Raw genomic sequence first — 15,393 nt, 5'->3', positions numbered from 1 at the left:
GATTAGATCCCGTTGGATGATTTCAGTAGGCGCCGGCAGGGCGTGCAGAAACGGTCGAGGCAGGGGCGTTGACTTCGCTTTCCTCATCGTCCTCTTCCAGACGCAGCAGATGCGCCGGCACACCGGTTGCGGCACCCCAGTAATAAATGCCGGTGGCGCAAGCAGCGACGACGATGGTGTCGAACGGATGAGCGAGGATGCCGAGGCCACCAAAGGTGCCGAGTTTCGACAGAACGATGGTCACCGCATAGAAGGCGATCAACCATGCCGAGGAACGCACTTGGCTGGCCAGATTCAGGTGAGCGGTCGGCACAAAACGACCGCAGAGCAGATAGACGACGAACATCAGGATTTGCAGGCCGAGCAGCCACGACACAGTGTTCCAGCCCGACCAGTAGACAATCAGCGCGGCGATGATGAACGACACCGGCCCGAGCAGACCCATGCACTTGACCCGGAACGGTCGTGGCATGTCTGGCGCATTACGGCGCAGCGCGGCCACGGTCACCGGCGCCACGGCGTAACTCAACACCAGCGCAGCGGAAACCACGTTGATCAGCGCTTCCCACGACGGAAATGGCAGGGTCCAGAACACCGACAGAGCAAAGGTCAGCCACAGCGCCGGACGCGGAATCCCGGACTTCTCATCGATATGAGTGAAGACTTTGAAAAAGGTCCCGGTCTGCGCCCAGCCATAGATCACGCGTGGGGTGGCGTTCATGTAGATGTTGCCGCAGCCGCTCGGCGAGATCACTGCATCGGCGACCACCAGATAGGCCAGCCAGCCCACACCCAGTGCCAGGGCGATGTCGCGGTAAGGCAGGGAAAACTCCTTGCTGATACCGGCCCAGCCATTGGCGAGCATTTCCGTCGGGATGCTGCCGAGAAAGGCCATTTGCAGCAGCACATAAATCAACGTCGACAGCAGCACCGAGAGGATCAGTGCGATGGGAATGGTGCGCTGTGGATTCTTCACTTCACTGGCCACGGAGATTATCGGCGTCAGCCCCAGGTAAGCGAAAATCACGCCACCCGCCGACACCGCCATTTCGATACCGGACAAGCCGAACGGGGCGAAACCTTGTACTTGGAAATTCGCCGGTTTGAAGAAGGTGAACAGCACGCCGATCACCAACAGCGGCACGATGAACTTGAACACGCTGACCAGATTATTGGCCTTGGCGAAGGTTTTCACGCTGCGGTAGTTGAGCAGGAAAAACACGCACAGAAGGCCGAACTGCACCAGCCAGCCGAGAATCGTCGGATCGCCGCTGCCAGCCTTGGTCAGCTCGGGAAACCACGCTGCTGCGTATTGGCGTGAGGCAACCACTTCGATCGCCACCAGACTGGAAAACGCAATCAGGGTAATGAAGCCCATCAAGTAGCCGAGCAGAGGCCCGTGGGAATAAACCGGATAGCGCACCACACCGCCGGCTCGCGGCAATGCAGCGCCCAGCTCGCAATAGACGATGCCCAGCAACAACACGGCAAAACCACCCAGCAGCCAGGAAAAAATCCCCGCCGGCCCGGCGATGGCGGACACATGACTGGCCGCGAACAACCAGCCGGAGCCGAAAATCGCCCCGAGTCCGATAAATGTGAGGTCGATCAGTGAAAGCTGTTTTTTGAACTTGCCTTGGCCTGACATGGCATCGCCTTCTTGTGAGTTATTGGATAGGCAGTTGTGTCACTGGGACGCCCAGACTTTGAACGTGTCGACGCTGTGGCGATTGATGTTTTGCGGCGGCTTCGATGACGAAATCAGCACAGTCGCGCTGAATAAACGTGGCCCTCGACATGCTTTGAACCATGCTGCAATCTGCACGCGAAGGCCGCATGGCGGGCGCTTCGTCCATCCACGTTACGAGGGGATTGTTTGATGCAGCAGGCGTTCTCGATCCTGTCTCAAGGCATTGATGGGCATCGTCCGCAGACACTTGAGGAGCTGTTGGCCGGCGCGGCGCTGCTGCTGCCGATGCTCGATGTGATCCCTAACGCGGCGATTTTCATCAAGGATGTGCAGGCCCGTTACGTGCTCGCCAACCGCACGCTGGTGCAACGCTGTGGCTTGAAGGATCTGCGTCCGCTACTTGGCAAAACCAGCGCGCAGGTATTCCCGGCGCAACTCGGGCCGGGCTACACCGAGCAGGATCGCAAAGTGCTGGAGGAGGGCTTTGTGCTGGAGGATCAGCTTGAACTGCATCTGTACGGCAGCCGCGAACCAGGCTGGTGCCTGACGCACAAGCAGCCGCTGTACAACCGTGACGGAGTGATCATTGGCCTGGCGGGGATTTCCGTGGACCTGCAATCGGCCAGTGAAACGCACCCGGCATTCGAGCGGCTGGCGGCTGTCGATGAGCATATCCGCGCGAATTTCAATCGCCGCGTGACCCTCGGTGAGCTGACCCGCATCGCTGGCATTTCCGTGGCGCAGCTGGAGCGTTACTGCAAACGCGTGTTTCACCTGACGCCACGGCAGATGATCCAGAAAGTACGCCTCGAACACGCGCATCGATTGCTGCACACCGACCTGCAGATTACCGAAGTGGCGCTGCAATGCGGCTATACCGATCACAGCGCCTTCACCCGCCAGTTCAAGGCGTCGACCGGGTTTACGCCGCGTGAGTACCGGCAGGCCACCTCACCCTGATGAAATGGCACTGAGAAGCAATGTAGGAGCTGCCGAAGGCTGCGATCTTTTGATTTTGTTTTTTAAGATCAAGATCAAAAGATCGCAGCCTTCGGCAGCTCCTACGAGGGCGTTAAGCCAGGACAGTCAGCCATGCCGAGAGCAGCAGTAACAAGGCAAGCGTCGCGTTCATCCGCTTGAACGCTTTCGGCGACCCCATCAATCGCGCACTGCCCACACCCAGCAACGCCCACAACGTCATGCATGGCAACGACACCAGCAGAAACGCCAGCGACAACACCAGCAGCCGCAGGGTCTTGTCACCACCGCCGACAAACACGCTGACCACCGCCACAGCCATCATCCACACTTTGGGGTTGACCAGTTGCAGCATCGCCGCGCCGAGCACGCTGAAACCCTCTTCCTGCGTATCCGTCGGGTCCAGCGACGGCGGCGCACTGCGAAAGATCTGCCACGCCAGCCAGCTCAACCAGAGCACACCGCCCCAGGCCATCGCTTGCTGCACGCGCGGGTAGCGCAGCAAGGTTTCGCCGGCACCGAGGCCGACCACCAATACAATCAGTGCCGCCGCCGCGCAGGCACCAAAAATGATCGGCAATGTGGCGAGCAAGCCTTGGCGCGAACTGTGGCTCAGCACCAGAATATTGGTCGGCCCCGGCGTGATCGAGGCAACGAAAGCAAACAGCAGGAAGGGCAATAATGACGCCATGGGCGGATTCCTTGGAAGTAAACACAGGAAGCCATGATCGCCAGCCGTTGTGGATCAGTCTGGAAGGTTTGAGCAGCGCTTGCGGTAGTCGGCGGGGGTAAGCTGGTAGGCGCGGCGGAACCAGCGGCCCAGATGACTCTGGTCAGCAAAACCGAGCACGCTGGCGACCTGCGCCGGCGTTTCACCCCGGGCCAGCAACTGCCGCGCCTTGGCCAGCCGTAACTGGATCAGATACGCGTGGGGCGCCAGGCCAAAAGCAGACTTGAAGGCGCGGCTGAGACGAAAACGGTCTACCCCGCAGATCCGCGCGAGATCATCGAGACCGATATCTTCATAGGTGTGCGCGTGCAGATAATCCCGCGCCAGTTGCGCCACCAATGGCAGGCGCGGATCGAAAACCTGGCGCTTGCGCCAGTCGAGATGGCGCGTGAGCGAGCTCAGCAAACCATCGACGGCGGTCTGCCGGACGATGCGCAGATCGCCGTCATGCAGCGCATGGAAGGCTTGACTGATCGCTGTGGCCAGACGCGGATCCTGACTCAGCGTGTCGGCAAAACCGGGCTGGCTGTCGGCCGGGGCGTCTTCGAACAGCGCGTGCATTTCACGCTCCAGCCAGTGCGGATCGAGGTAGAGCATCGAATAGGTAAAACCTTCCTCGGTCGGCGCTTGCCCATCGTGGATTTCCCCCGGCTCCAGCAGGAACACGTTGCCCGGCGTACTGCGATGGCGCACGCGGCGGCAATTGAACTGCTGCACACCTTGCTCGGTGACGCCGACGAGGAAACTGTCATGCCAGTGCGGATCGTAGGCATGGCCCTCAAAGTGAGCGCGAATCGATTCAATCCCGGTGTCGACATCCTGGGAAAGATCGATCCAGTTGCGTTTATCCACGAAGTCTCCAGTGTTCGGCGTTAAAAGGTGCGGCTCCATAAAATACCGCGCAATGGTGAAGGGCGTTTAGAAGATTTGTGCAGGTGAGGGGGCTAGACTCTGTAGGTCACGACCCCTTTGGCGGCAGGTGAAATACGATGCTCAACCGATGCTCGCTCTGGGGCATGCTTACCCTGATCGGCCTCAGCCTGACGTTTAACGCAGGCTGTTCCAGCCGAAAACACTATCCACCGTCGGGTGTTGGCGATGCCTGCTACGCCAAAGCCTTGCCGTCGGTCGGCGAGGGCGGTCTGGCCTGGGGCTCCAGTTTGAACATGGCTCGGCAGAAGTCGATGAACAACTGCATCCGCTATGCCGGTCGGTCTGGAGGCACGCCGGATACCTGTCAGGTGGTCTTGGCCAAATGCAAATAGCTTTCTGTTGACATGGTTGCTTCAGGCAAATATATAGTTGCCTTAAGCAACTACTTGAGTATCTGCCATGTCCAGCAGCCATCTCCTCGAACAAGCCGACGTTGTGCGCGGCTTCAACCGCTTCTACACCCATCAGATCGGCGTACTGCAGGAGCATCTGCTGCAAAGCGATTACTCGCTGACTGAGCTGCGCATTTTGTATGAACTCGCCTCGCGTGGTGACCTGACCAGCGCTGATCTGCGCCAGATGCTCGGCCTCGACGCCGGTTATATGAGCCGGATCATCAGCGGTTTCGAGAAGCGCGGCTTGATCCAGAAAGTCCCGTCGCCTACGGATGCCCGCGCTGCACAATTGCACCTCACTGACATCGGGCGCGAAATTCTGGTCCCGCTGGAAAAGGCTTCCCGCGAACAGATCGTCGCCATGCTCGAGCGATTGCCTGAACCGCAGCAAAAACAACTGATCGGCGCCATGACGCTGATCCAGGCACTGCTGGAGGGCAGCAAGGATTCAACTTACCTGTTGCGCGATCCGCAGCCCGGCGACATGGGCACGGTGATGCAACAACAAGCGGCACTCTATACCCGCGAATACGGTTGGAACGCGGAGTTCGAGGTGTTGGTGGCGGAGGTGGTCGCCAAGTACCTGCGTGATTACGACCCGACGAGCGAGCGCTGCTGGATTGCGGAAAAGGACGGCAAGGTCATCGGCTCCGTGTTCATCGTCCGCCAGGACGCCACCACTGCCAAACTGCGCATGCTCTACGTCGACGCCAGCGCGCGGGGCTTGGGCATTGGCAGTCGTCTGGTCGAGGAGTGCCTGCGCTTTGCCCGGCAGATTGGCTACCAGAAAATGACCCTGTGGACGACCAGTAACCTGACGGCTGCACGCAAGATTTATCAGCAGGCCGGGTTTGAACTGGTGGAGGAAGAAGCTGTTCACAGCTTTGGCAAGGATCTGGTGAGTCAGACATGGGCGCGGGCGTTGTGATCTGATTTTCATCGGTGGGTGCAGTGAAAAGGCAGACGAAAAAAAACCGCCTTTGCGGGGCGGTTCTTTTGTAAACCTTGGGTTGCGACCGAGGTTTGTTGCTTCACTAGCTGCTTTAACGTTCGCTCATGGTAGGAGTCTTTGTGCCCCCTTGCAAGGTTAAAGTTCGTATGAAGCTGGTTGTTTGTGCTATTTCATTTCCAGAAAAAGCTGGCAGAAATAATGGTTAACAAAACAGAAAATTACTTTTCCTGAAAGCCTTTGAATGAAGGTTATGATGCGGGCGCTCACTTGTTCGAGCAGCGGTGAGGCCAGGCTGGTGACTAAACGGTTTCATGCCCTTTGACACGGTTTTGCACCCGTGCCGGAATGATGTTTCGGAGGGATTTCAACCGGCCGCCTCACTAGCTGCTTTAACGTGCAGGCTGAAGGCAAGCATGATCCGGTAAGTTTGCCGGAGGTTTGGCCCCCAGCCCTGGAGGCCAAAACGTATGAAGCTTTTGCTGCGTACGCTGAGCCTTGTATGGAGATTGTTTAAAGCATTTCGCTTTTACGAGTTCCTGCGAGACCACTTTGACGACCTGAAGTAGCGGCTGTTGAGGTGGGAGAAGCCCGTTCCAGTTTCGACTGAAACGGGCTTTTTATGTTTTATAAAGCTGTCATAAGTAGGATTTTTCTTTATCGGTTTTTTTTGGCGTGTAGGGCATTTCTTCGGCAAGTGTAGGCGTTGTTCAAACACACTCTGTAATCCACAAAAAGTGTTCGATTATCGAGTACCCAAACCTTCGTCCAATTGCCCACCCTGACACTCCGGCGTACTGTGACACGTGATGCCTGAAACCCCGTGAAACCAAAATAACGACAACAACGAGCACCTCCCATGGACAGCCATCTGCTGAGCGATCGCAGCAGCGTGTTTCGTCACGCTGACCCTTATGCCGTCTCCGACTACGTCAATCAGCACGTCGGCCAGCACTTCATCGGCCTGTCCAGAACCGCCCACCCGCAAGCCAGCCTCAACCATCGCAAACTCGCCAATCTCGATCTGGCCCGCATCAGCTATGGCGGCAGCGTACGCGTGACCTCCGTGGCCCTGGAGACCGTTTACCACCTGCAAGTGCTGCTGCAAGGCAATTGCCTGTGGCGCGGGCACAAGCGCGAGCAGCATCTGGTGCCGGGCGAGTTGCTGTTGATCAATCCGGATGATCCGGTCGATCTGACTTACTCGGATGATTGCGAGAAATTCATCCTCAAGGTGCCGGTCAGCGTGCTTGAATCGGTGTGCGACGAGCAGCGCTGGCAGCGTCCGGCAAGCGGTATCCGTTTCCTGCGCAATCACTATCGGCTCGATGAGCTGGAAGGCTTCACCAATCTGCTGGCGATGATCTGTCAGGAAGCCGAGGCCAGCGACCCGTTGCTGCGGGTGCAGGAGCATTACGCGCAGATCATCGGTAGCAAACTGATCTCGCTGATGAACACCAATGTCAGCCGTGAGTGCCTAAGCGCACCGAACGTCAGCTTCGAGCGCATCGTCGATTACATCGAGCGCAATCTGAAACTGGATTTGCCGGCCGAACATCTGGCCGCACAGGCGAGCATGAGCCCGCGCTCGCTGTACGTTTTGTTCGAACGCCAACTCGGCGTCACGCCGATGCAATACATCCGCCAGCGCAAACTGGCGCGCATCCACACCTGCCTCAGCGATCCAAGTTGCCCGGTGCGCAGTCTCACCGAACTGGCCCTGGACTACGGCTTCCTGCACCTCGGTCGCTTCTCCGAAAGCTATCGCCAACAGTACGGCGAACTGCCGTCGCAGACCTTCAAACGCCGCCACTAAAACACAGCGCTAAAACCCTCTCCGAAACACGCCGAATCATCTGCCGCGCCATCCTGCACAAAACGGATAGCGATCTGCAGGATTCGGCTATTGCCCCGTGCATCGCCTCCCTAATCTGACCTGGCCTGAACAATAACAATGGAGGCCCCGGCCATGTCCCTGGGAATCGACTACCTCAATGCCATGCTTGAAGAAGACAAGGAGAAGGGCGCCTACCGCTGCAAGCGGGAGATGTTCACTGATCCGCGGCTGTTCGAACTGGAGATGGCGCACATCTTCGAAGGCAACTGGATCTACCTCGCCCACGAAAGCCAGCTCCCCAACAATAACGATTTTCTGACCACCACCATGGGCCGTCAGCCGATCTTCATCGCGCGCAACAAGGACTGTGTGCTCAACGCGTTCCTCAATGCCTGCAGCCATCGTGGCGCCATGCTCTGCCGGCACAAGTCCGGCAACCGTTCCAGCTACACCTGCCCGTTCCACGGCTGGACGTTCAACAACAGCGGCAAACTGCTCAAGGTCAAAGACCCGAGCGAAGCCGGCTATCCCGCAGGCTTCAATTGCGAAGGCTCCCATGACCTGACCAAAGTCGCGCGTTTCGAGTCCTATCGCGGCTTTCTGTTCGGCAGCCTGAATGCCGATGTGAAATCCCTCGCCGAGCACTTGGGTGAGTCCGCCAAGATCATCGACATGATCGTCGATCAGTCGCCAGAAGGCCTGGAAGTGCTGCGCGGTTCCAGCTCTTACATCTACGAAGGCAACTGGAAACTCACCGCTGAAAATGGCGCCGATGGCTACCATGTCAGCTCGGTGCACTGGAACTACGCCGCCACCCAGAACCAGCGTCAACAGCGCGAAGCAGGTGAGGCGATCAAGACCATGAGCGCCGGCAGTTGGGCGAAAAAGGGTGGTGGTTTCTATTCCTTCGATCACGGCCATCTGCTGCTCTGGACTCGCTGGGCCAACCCCGAAGACCGTCCCGCTTATGAGCGCCGTGACGAACTGGCCCGGGATTTCGGTCAGGCCCGCGCTGACTGGATGATCGAAAACTCGCGCAACCTGTGCCTGTACCCGAACGTGTACTTGATGGATCAGTTCAGCTCACAGATCCGCATTGCCCGGCCAATCTCGGTCGACAAGACCGAAATCACCATCTACTGCATCGCTCCCAAAGGCGAGAGCGCTGAAGCGCGGGCCAAGCGCATTCGTCAGTACGAAGACTTCTTCAACGTCAGCGGCATGGCCACGCCGGATGACCTCGAAGAGTTCCGCTCGTGCCAGACCGGTTACGGCGCCGGCCGTGGCTGGAACGACATGTCCCGTGGCGCGACGCATTGGGTCGAGGGCGCGGACGCAGCGGCCGAAGAAATCGATCTCAAACCGTTGCTCTCCGGCATGCGCACCGAAGACGAAGGCCTGTTTGTACTGCAGCACAAGTATTGGCAAGAAACGATGCTAAAGGCCGCTGCCTCCGAGCCACAATTGATCCCCGTGGAGGCCGTGTGATGAGCAACCTCTACGACTGCGTGCGCGATTTTCTCTACCGCGAGGCGCGTTATCTCGATGACGGCCAGTGGGATCAATGGCTGGAGCTGTACGCCGCCGACGCCACTTTCTGGATGCCGGCCTGGGACGACAACGACACCCTCACCGAAGACCCGCAAAGCGAAATCTCGCTGATCTGGTACGGCAACCGTGGCGGCCTCGAAGACCGCATTTTCCGGATCAAGACCGAGCGCTCCAGCGCGACCATTCCCGACACCCGCACCTCGCACAACCTGAGCAACATCGAAATCGTCGAGCAGAGCGCAGACGAGTGTCAGGTGCGCTTCAACTGGCACACCCTGAGCTTTCGTTACCAGGTCACTGACAGCTACTTCGGCAGCAGTTTCTACACCCTCGGTCTGCGCGGCGAACAGCCGCTGATCAAGGCCAAGAAAGTCGTGCTGAAAAACGATTACGTCCGTCAGGTCATCGACATCTACCACATCTAGTCGACACGGCGAGGTGCACCATGAATTTCCAGATCGCGCTTAATTTTGAAGACGGCGTCACCCGTTTCATCGAGGCTGGCGGCCATGAAACCGTCGCCGATGCGGCTTATCGCCAAGGCATCAACATCCCGCTGGACTGCCGTGACGGCGCCTGCGGCACCTGCAAATGTTTCGCCGAGGCCGGGCGGTACGACATGGGCGACAACTTCATCGAAGACGCCTTGAGCGCCGACGAACTCGCACAAGGTTATGTGCTGACCTGCCAGATGCGCGCTGAAAGCGATTGTGTGGTGCGAGTGCCGGCAGGCTCGCAGCTGTGCAAGACCGAACAGGCCAGTTTCCAGGCCTCGATCAGCGATGTCCGGCAGTTGTCCGAAAGCACCATCGCGCTGTCGATCAAGGGCGAGGCGCTGAGCAAACTGGCGTTTCTGCCGGGTCAATACGTCAATCTGCAAGTGCCGGGCAGCGCGCAGAGTCGCGCCTATTCTTTCAGCTCGTTGCAAAAGGACGGCGAGGTCAGCTTCCTGATTCGCAACGTGCCTGGCGGCTTGATGAGCAGTTTCCTTACCGGGTTGGCCAAGGCTGGCGACAGCATGACGCTGGCCGGTCCCTTGGGCAGCTTCTATCTGCGCGAGATCAAGCGGCCGTTGTTGCTGCTCGCTGGCGGCACCGGCCTGGCACCGTTCACCGCGATGCTGGAAAAGATCGCCGAGCAGGGCAGCGATCATCTCGTGCATTTGATCTACGGCGTGACCAACGATTTCGATCTGGTCGAACTTGATCGTCTCGAGTCCTTTGCCGCACGTATCGCCAATTTCAGCTTCGGCGCGTGCGTGGCCAATCCGCAGAGCGCGCATCCGCTCAAGGGTTACGTCACCCAGCACATCGAGCCGCGCCATCTCAATGAAGGCGACGTCGACGTGTACCTGTGCGGGCCGCCGCCGATGGTTGAGGCGGTCAGCCAATACATCCGCGAGCAGGGCATCACCCCGGCGAATTTCTACTACGAAAAATTTGCCGCTGCGGCTGCCTGAAATCCTTTTTCGAGGTTGTCATGAACAACAGATTCTCCAACAAGGTCGCACTGGTCACTGGCGCGGCGCAGGGTATCGGCCGCCGCGTGTGCGAACGCCTGTTGCGCGAAGGCGCACAAGTGGTCGCCGTAGACCGCTCAGAGCTGGTTCACGAGCTGCAAGGCGAGCGCGTTCTCGCACTGACCGCTGACCTTGAGCAATACGCCGATTGCGCCCGGGTGATGGCGGAAGCCATCAACACCTTCGGCCGACTCGACATCCTGATCAATAACGTCGGCGGCACGATCTGGGCCAAGCCCTTCGAGCATTACGAAGTCGAACAGATCGAGGCTGAAGTGCGCCGCTCACTGTTCCCGACGCTGTGGTGTTGCCACGCCGCGCTGCCGTACATGCTCAAGCAAGGTCGTGGCGCCATCGTCAACGTTTCATCGATTGCTACCCGCAGCGTCAATCGCGTGCCGTACGGCGCGGCCAAGGGCGGCATCAATGCGCTCACCGCGTGCCTGGCCTTTGAAAACGCCGAGCGCGGGATTCGCGTCAACGCTACCGCACCGGGCGGTACCGAAGCACCGCCCCGGCGGATCCCGCGCAATGCCGCCGAACCGTCGGCGCAGGAGCAGGCCTGGTATCAGGAGATCGTCGCGCAAACCCTCGACAGCAGCCTGATGAAACGCTACGGCAGCCTCGACGAACAGGTTGGCGCGATCCTCTTTCTCGCCTCCGACGACGCTTCCTACATCACCGGTGTGACTCTGCCGGTTGGTGGCGGCGACCTCGGTTGATTAGTTTTCAAGGGACATTGAAATGCAGCGAATCCTGATTGAAAACCTGACGACGATCATCGTCGACCTGCCGACCATCCGCCCGCACAAACTGGCGATGCACACGATGCAGAAGCAGACCCTGGTGATTCTGCGCCTGCGCTGCAGCGATGGCATTGAAGGTATCGGCGAAGCCACCACCATTGGCGGCCTCGCTTACGGTTATGAAAGCCCGGAAAGCATCAAAGCCAATATCGATGCGCATCTGGCGCCGGCGCTGGTAGGCATGGAGGCCAACAACATCAACGCGGCGATGCAGCGGCTCGACAAAATTGCCAAGGGCAACACTTTCGCCAAGTCCGGCATCGAAAGCGCGCTGCTCGATGCGCAAGGCAAACGCCTCGGTCTGCCGGTCAGCGAACTGCTCGGCGGCCGCGTACGGGACAGCCTAGAAGTGGCCTGGACCCTGGCCAGCGGCGACACCGCCCGCGACATCGCTGAAGCCGAGCAAATGCTCGAAGCGCGTCGCCATCGCATCTTCAAATTGAAGATCGGCGCCAACCCGCTGGAGCAGGATCTCAAGCATGTGGTGGCGATCAAAAAAGCCTTGGGCGAGCGCGCCAGTGTGCGGGTTGACGTTAACCAGTATTGGGACGAATCCCAGGCGATTCGCGGCTGTCAGGTATTGGGTGACAACGGCATCGACCTGATTGAACAGCCGATCTCGCGGGTCAACCGCTCAGGGCAGATTCGCCTGAATCAGCGCAGCCCGGCACCGATCATGGCCGATGAATCGATCGAAAGCGTCGAGGATGCTTTCAGCCTTGCCGCCGACGGCGCTGCCAGTGTGTTCGCCCTGAAAATCGCCAAGAACGGCGGCCCGCGTGCCGTGCTCAGAACCGCGCAGATCGCCGAGGCCGCCGGCATCGCGCTGTACGGCGGCACCATGCTCGAAGGCTCCGTCGGCACGCTGGCCTCGGCGCACGCCTTCCTCACGCTCAAGCAGCTGACCTGGGACACGGAGCTATTTGGCCCGTTGTTGCTGACCGAAGACATCGTCATTGAAACGCCGCAGTACCGCGATTTCCACCTGCACATCCCGCGAACCCCGGGCCTTGGCCTGACGCTGGACGAAGAGCGTCTGGCGCGTTTTCGTCGCCACTGAATCAGGAGAACCAGCATGTTGTTCCACGTAAAAATGACCGTGAAATTGCCCGTCGATATGGACCCGTCGCTGGCCGCCCGGCTGAAGGCGGACGAAAAGGAACTGGCCCAACGGTTGCAACGCGACGGCGTATGGCGACACCTATGGCGCATAGCCGGGCATTACGCCAATTACAGCGTGTTCGATGTGCCGAGCGTTGAGGCCCTGCACGACACGCTGATGCTTCTGCCGTTGTTCCCCTACATGGACATCGAGGTCGATGGCCTGTGCCGGCATCCGTCGTCGATCCACAGCGACGACCGCTGACCCAACCCGGTCCCTGTAGGAGTGAGCCTGCTCGCGATAGCGGTGTGTCATTCAGCATCGATGGTAACTGGCAGACCGCTATCGCGAGCAGGCTCACTCCTACAAGGGACGGTGCTGGAACTCAAGAACTGCGTCGACAAAACAACAAGATGAGGTAACCACCATGACCGTGAAAATTGCCCACACCGCCGAATTGCAAACGTTTTTCAAAGAAGCCGCCGGTTTTGCCAACGTCGACGGCAACTCCCGGCTGAAAACCATCGTCCTGCGCATTTTGCAGGACAGCGCCAACATCATCGAAGACCTCGACATCAGCGAGGACGAGTTCTGGAAATCGGTCGACTATCTCAACCGTTTGGGCGCTCGCTCGGAAGCAGGGCTGCTGGTCGCCGGCCTCGGAATCGAGCATTTTCTCGACCTGTTGCAGGACGCCAAGGATGCACAGATCGGCTTGACCGGCGGCACGCCACGCACCATCGAAGGCCCGCTGTACGTGGCCGGCGCGCCGTTGTGCGAAGGTGAGTGCCGCATGGATGACGGCAGCGAGGAGGGCGTCGCCACCGTTATGCACCTCGAAGGCCAAGTGTTCGATCTGCATGGCCAGCCGCTGGCCGGTGCCACCGTTGATCTGTGGCACGCCAACACCAAGGGCACGTACTCGTTTTTCGACCCGAGCCAGTCCGAGTACAACCTGCGTCGACGCATCATCACTGACGCCGAAGGCCGCTACCGCGCTCGCAGCATCGTTCCGTCCGGTTATGGCTGCGACCCGCAAGGGCCGACCCAGGAATGCCTGAACCAGCTCGGCCGCCATGGCCAGCGCCCGGCCCATGTGCATTTCTTCATCAGCGCACCGGGGCATCGGCACCTGACCACGCAGATCAATCTGTCGGGCGATCAATACCTGTGGGATGACTTCGCCTATGCGACCCGTGAAGGCTTGGTCGGGGAAGTGGTGTTCCGTGAGGACGCGGTTTTGGGGCGTTATGCGGAGCTGAAGTTCGACTTCCAGTTGCAGCAGGCGCCTGAAGCCAGTGCCGAACAACGCAGCCAACGGCCGCGTGCGTTGCAGGACGCTTGATACCGAGTCGTCAGTGCCCCTCACCCTAACCCTCTCCCAGAGGGAGAGGGGACTGACCGAGGTGATCTAGAGCGCTACGTCGACCTGAACGCTTTGTACCGAATCCAACCCGGTTGTTCAGGTCGATGTACACCGCAAGCCAACACGGTCGGCTCCCTCTCCCTCTGGGAGAGGGCTGGGATGAGGGGAACTGATCAAGGTGATCTTGAGCGTCACGCCAACGTGAACGATATTCGCCGAATCCAACCCGGTTGTTCAGGTCGATGTATACCGCAAGACAACTCGGTCGGCTCCCTCTCCTCGGGAGAGGGTTGGGGTGAGGGGAATTCAGACCTAAGGTAATGCGAAAAAGATATTGGCTACGTATTTTTAAGATCGTTTAGTTTTGTCGCAACGACGAATCAAAACGCATCAAACCGATAGACCCCGATTGCCATGACGGCACACGCTGAATCGATCACAGGTTCTTCAGGTTTGATTCACACGGGAGTGAATCATGCCGCATACCCTCGATATCACCGCATTACCGACGCTGGACCTGTCGCAGTTCGAAGGCACAGCTCAGCAGCGCTACGAATTTCTCGAAAACCTGCGCCACGCCGCCCGCGACGTCGGCTTCTTCTACCTGACCGGCCACGGTATCGACAGCGACTTGCTCAAGCAGGTGCAGGCCCACGCCCGGCAATTCTTCGCCTTGCCCGACAGTGAGAAAACCGCCGTCGGCATGATCAACTCACCGCACTTTCGCGGGTACAACCGTGCCGCCTCGGAGATCACCCGTGGCCAGCCTGATCTGCGTGAACAGTTCGATCTGGGCGCCGAGCGCGAGGCGCTGCCATTGACGGCGGACAGCCCGTTCTGGGCGCGGCTGCAAGGCCCCAACCAATGGCCGGCGGCACTGCCGGAACTAAAACCTTTGCTGCTGGAATGGCAAGAGGCGATGACGCGGATGTCGTTGCGCCTGCTGCGTGCGTTCGCTCAGGCACTGTCGCTGCGGGCCGACGCGTTTGATCAGCTCTACGGCGACAAACCCAACGAACACATCAAGTTGATGCGCTATCCCGGCCAGTCCAGCGAGTCGAGCCACCAGGGTGTCGGCGCGCACAAGGATTCCGGTTTCCTCAGCTTCCTGCTGCAAGACCAGCAGGCCGGTCTGCAGGTCGAGATCGAAGAGGGGCGCTGGATCGACGCGTTGCCGCGTGAGAACACCCTGGTGGTGAACATCGGCGAACTGCTCGAACTGGCCAGCAACGGTTATCTGCGGGCCACGGTGCATCGCGTGGTTTCGCCACCGGCGGGTAGCGAACGCCTGTCGGTCGCGTTCTTCCTCGGCGCGCAACTGGACGCCGTGGTGCCGCTGTATCCGCTGCCTACTGCACTGTTGCGCGAGGCGCGCGGGCCGGCGAGTGATCCGCTCAATCCGCTGTTTCGCGATGTCGGCTGGAACTACCTCAAGGGTCGTTTGCGCTCGCATCCCGATGTCGCGCAGCGCTTCTACGCCGATGCGCTGCTGCCGCCACCGCCGGTTCGCAAATCCGCCTGACTCATCACTCGCTCA

Annotated in this window: 15 protein-coding genes; 12 read left to right on the top strand and 3 right to left on the bottom strand. The window is 59.4% G+C overall.

Annotation, left to right across the window (positions count from 1 at the left end):
• Positions 1–22: 22 nt before the first annotated feature.
• Entirely contained in the window at positions 23–1,648 is a 1,626-nt protein-coding gene (locus ACOYXE_RS09675) for an APC family permease (protein ID WP_160057535.1), read from the bottom strand.
• Positions 1,649–1,879: 231 nt separating this feature from the next.
• On the opposite strand from ACOYXE_RS09675, the gene ACOYXE_RS09670 reads away from it, so the two are divergent.
• The gene (locus ACOYXE_RS09670; RefSeq protein ID WP_460928917.1) at positions 1,880–2,650 is read left to right on the top strand and encodes a PAS domain-containing protein; all 771 of its coding nucleotides are present in this window, start codon (positions 1,880–1,882) and stop codon (positions 2,648–2,650) included.
• Between the two features lie 112 nt (positions 2,651–2,762).
• On the opposite strand, the gene ACOYXE_RS09665 is transcribed toward ACOYXE_RS09670, so the two are convergent.
• Entirely contained in the window at positions 2,763–3,359 is a 597-nt protein-coding gene (locus ACOYXE_RS09665) for a LysE family translocator (protein ID WP_160057537.1), read from the bottom strand.
• Positions 3,360–3,413: 54 nt separating this feature from the next.
• On the bottom strand, positions 3,414–4,250 hold the full coding sequence (locus tag ACOYXE_RS09660) for an AraC family transcriptional regulator (protein WP_095118485.1): 837 nt from the start codon (positions 4,248–4,250) through the stop codon (positions 3,414–3,416).
• Between the two features lie 137 nt (positions 4,251–4,387).
• Between ACOYXE_RS09660 and ACOYXE_RS09655 the strand changes: the two genes are divergently transcribed.
• The 11 genes from ACOYXE_RS09655 to ACOYXE_RS09605 all read left to right on the top strand — a co-directional run bounded on the left by ACOYXE_RS09655 (position 4,388) and on the right by ACOYXE_RS09605 (position 15,378).
• Entirely contained in the window at positions 4,388–4,663 is a 276-nt protein-coding gene (locus ACOYXE_RS09655; protein ID WP_095118486.1) for a hypothetical protein, read from the top strand.
• A 67-nt stretch (positions 4,664–4,730) separates the two neighbouring features.
• Entirely contained in the window at positions 4,731–5,654 is a 924-nt protein-coding gene (locus tag ACOYXE_RS09650; protein ID WP_095118487.1) for a bifunctional helix-turn-helix transcriptional regulator/GNAT family N-acetyltransferase, read from the top strand.
• Positions 5,655–6,534: 880 nt separating this feature from the next.
• On the top strand, positions 6,535–7,491 hold the full coding sequence (locus ACOYXE_RS09645; RefSeq protein WP_095118488.1) for an AraC family transcriptional regulator: 957 nt from the start codon (positions 6,535–6,537) through the stop codon (positions 7,489–7,491).
• A gap of 153 nt (positions 7,492–7,644) precedes the next feature.
• Positions 7,645–9,000, top strand: coding sequence for a benzoate 1,2-dioxygenase large subunit (gene benA, locus ACOYXE_RS09640; RefSeq protein WP_460928913.1), 1,356 nt, complete (start codon positions 7,645–7,647; stop codon positions 8,998–9,000).
• Positions 9,000–9,488, top strand: coding sequence for a benzoate 1,2-dioxygenase small subunit (gene benB / locus ACOYXE_RS09635; protein ID WP_160057540.1), 489 nt, complete (start codon positions 9,000–9,002; stop codon positions 9,486–9,488). Before benA ends, benB begins: the two co-directional genes overlap by 1 nt.
• A gap of 20 nt (positions 9,489–9,508) precedes the next feature.
• A complete protein-coding gene (benC, locus tag ACOYXE_RS09630; RefSeq protein WP_460928911.1) occupies positions 9,509–10,522 on the top strand; it encodes a benzoate 1,2-dioxygenase electron transfer component BenC in 1,014 nt (337 codons plus the stop codon).
• Between the two features lie 20 nt (positions 10,523–10,542).
• Positions 10,543–11,304 carry a 1,6-dihydroxycyclohexa-2,4-diene-1-carboxylate dehydrogenase gene (locus ACOYXE_RS09625; protein WP_460928909.1) on the top strand — a complete coding sequence of 254 codons (762 nt, stop codon included), beginning with the start codon at positions 10,543–10,545 and terminating at the stop codon, positions 11,302–11,304.
• 22 nt (positions 11,305–11,326) lie between these two features.
• A complete protein-coding gene (locus ACOYXE_RS09620) occupies positions 11,327–12,448 on the top strand; it encodes a muconate cycloisomerase family protein (RefSeq protein WP_460928907.1) in 1,122 nt (373 codons plus the stop codon).
• A gap of 15 nt (positions 12,449–12,463) precedes the next feature.
• Positions 12,464–12,754 carry a muconolactone Delta-isomerase gene (catC, locus tag ACOYXE_RS09615; protein ID WP_460928905.1) on the top strand — a complete coding sequence of 97 codons (291 nt, stop codon included), beginning with the start codon at positions 12,464–12,466 and terminating at the stop codon, positions 12,752–12,754.
• 163 nt (positions 12,755–12,917) lie between these two features.
• On the top strand, positions 12,918–13,835 hold the full coding sequence (catA, locus tag ACOYXE_RS09610; RefSeq protein WP_460928903.1) for a catechol 1,2-dioxygenase: 918 nt from the start codon (positions 12,918–12,920) through the stop codon (positions 13,833–13,835).
• Between the two features lie 496 nt (positions 13,836–14,331).
• On the top strand, positions 14,332–15,378 hold the full coding sequence (locus tag ACOYXE_RS09605; protein WP_160057545.1) for an isopenicillin N synthase family dioxygenase: 1,047 nt from the start codon (positions 14,332–14,334) through the stop codon (positions 15,376–15,378).
• Positions 15,379–15,393 lie beyond the last annotated feature (15 nt).

This window comes from Pseudomonas sp. MC6 (assembly GCF_054790575.1).
Note: the sequence above shows the minus strand (reverse complement) of the source record. Positions and strands in the feature narration are given on the sequence as shown.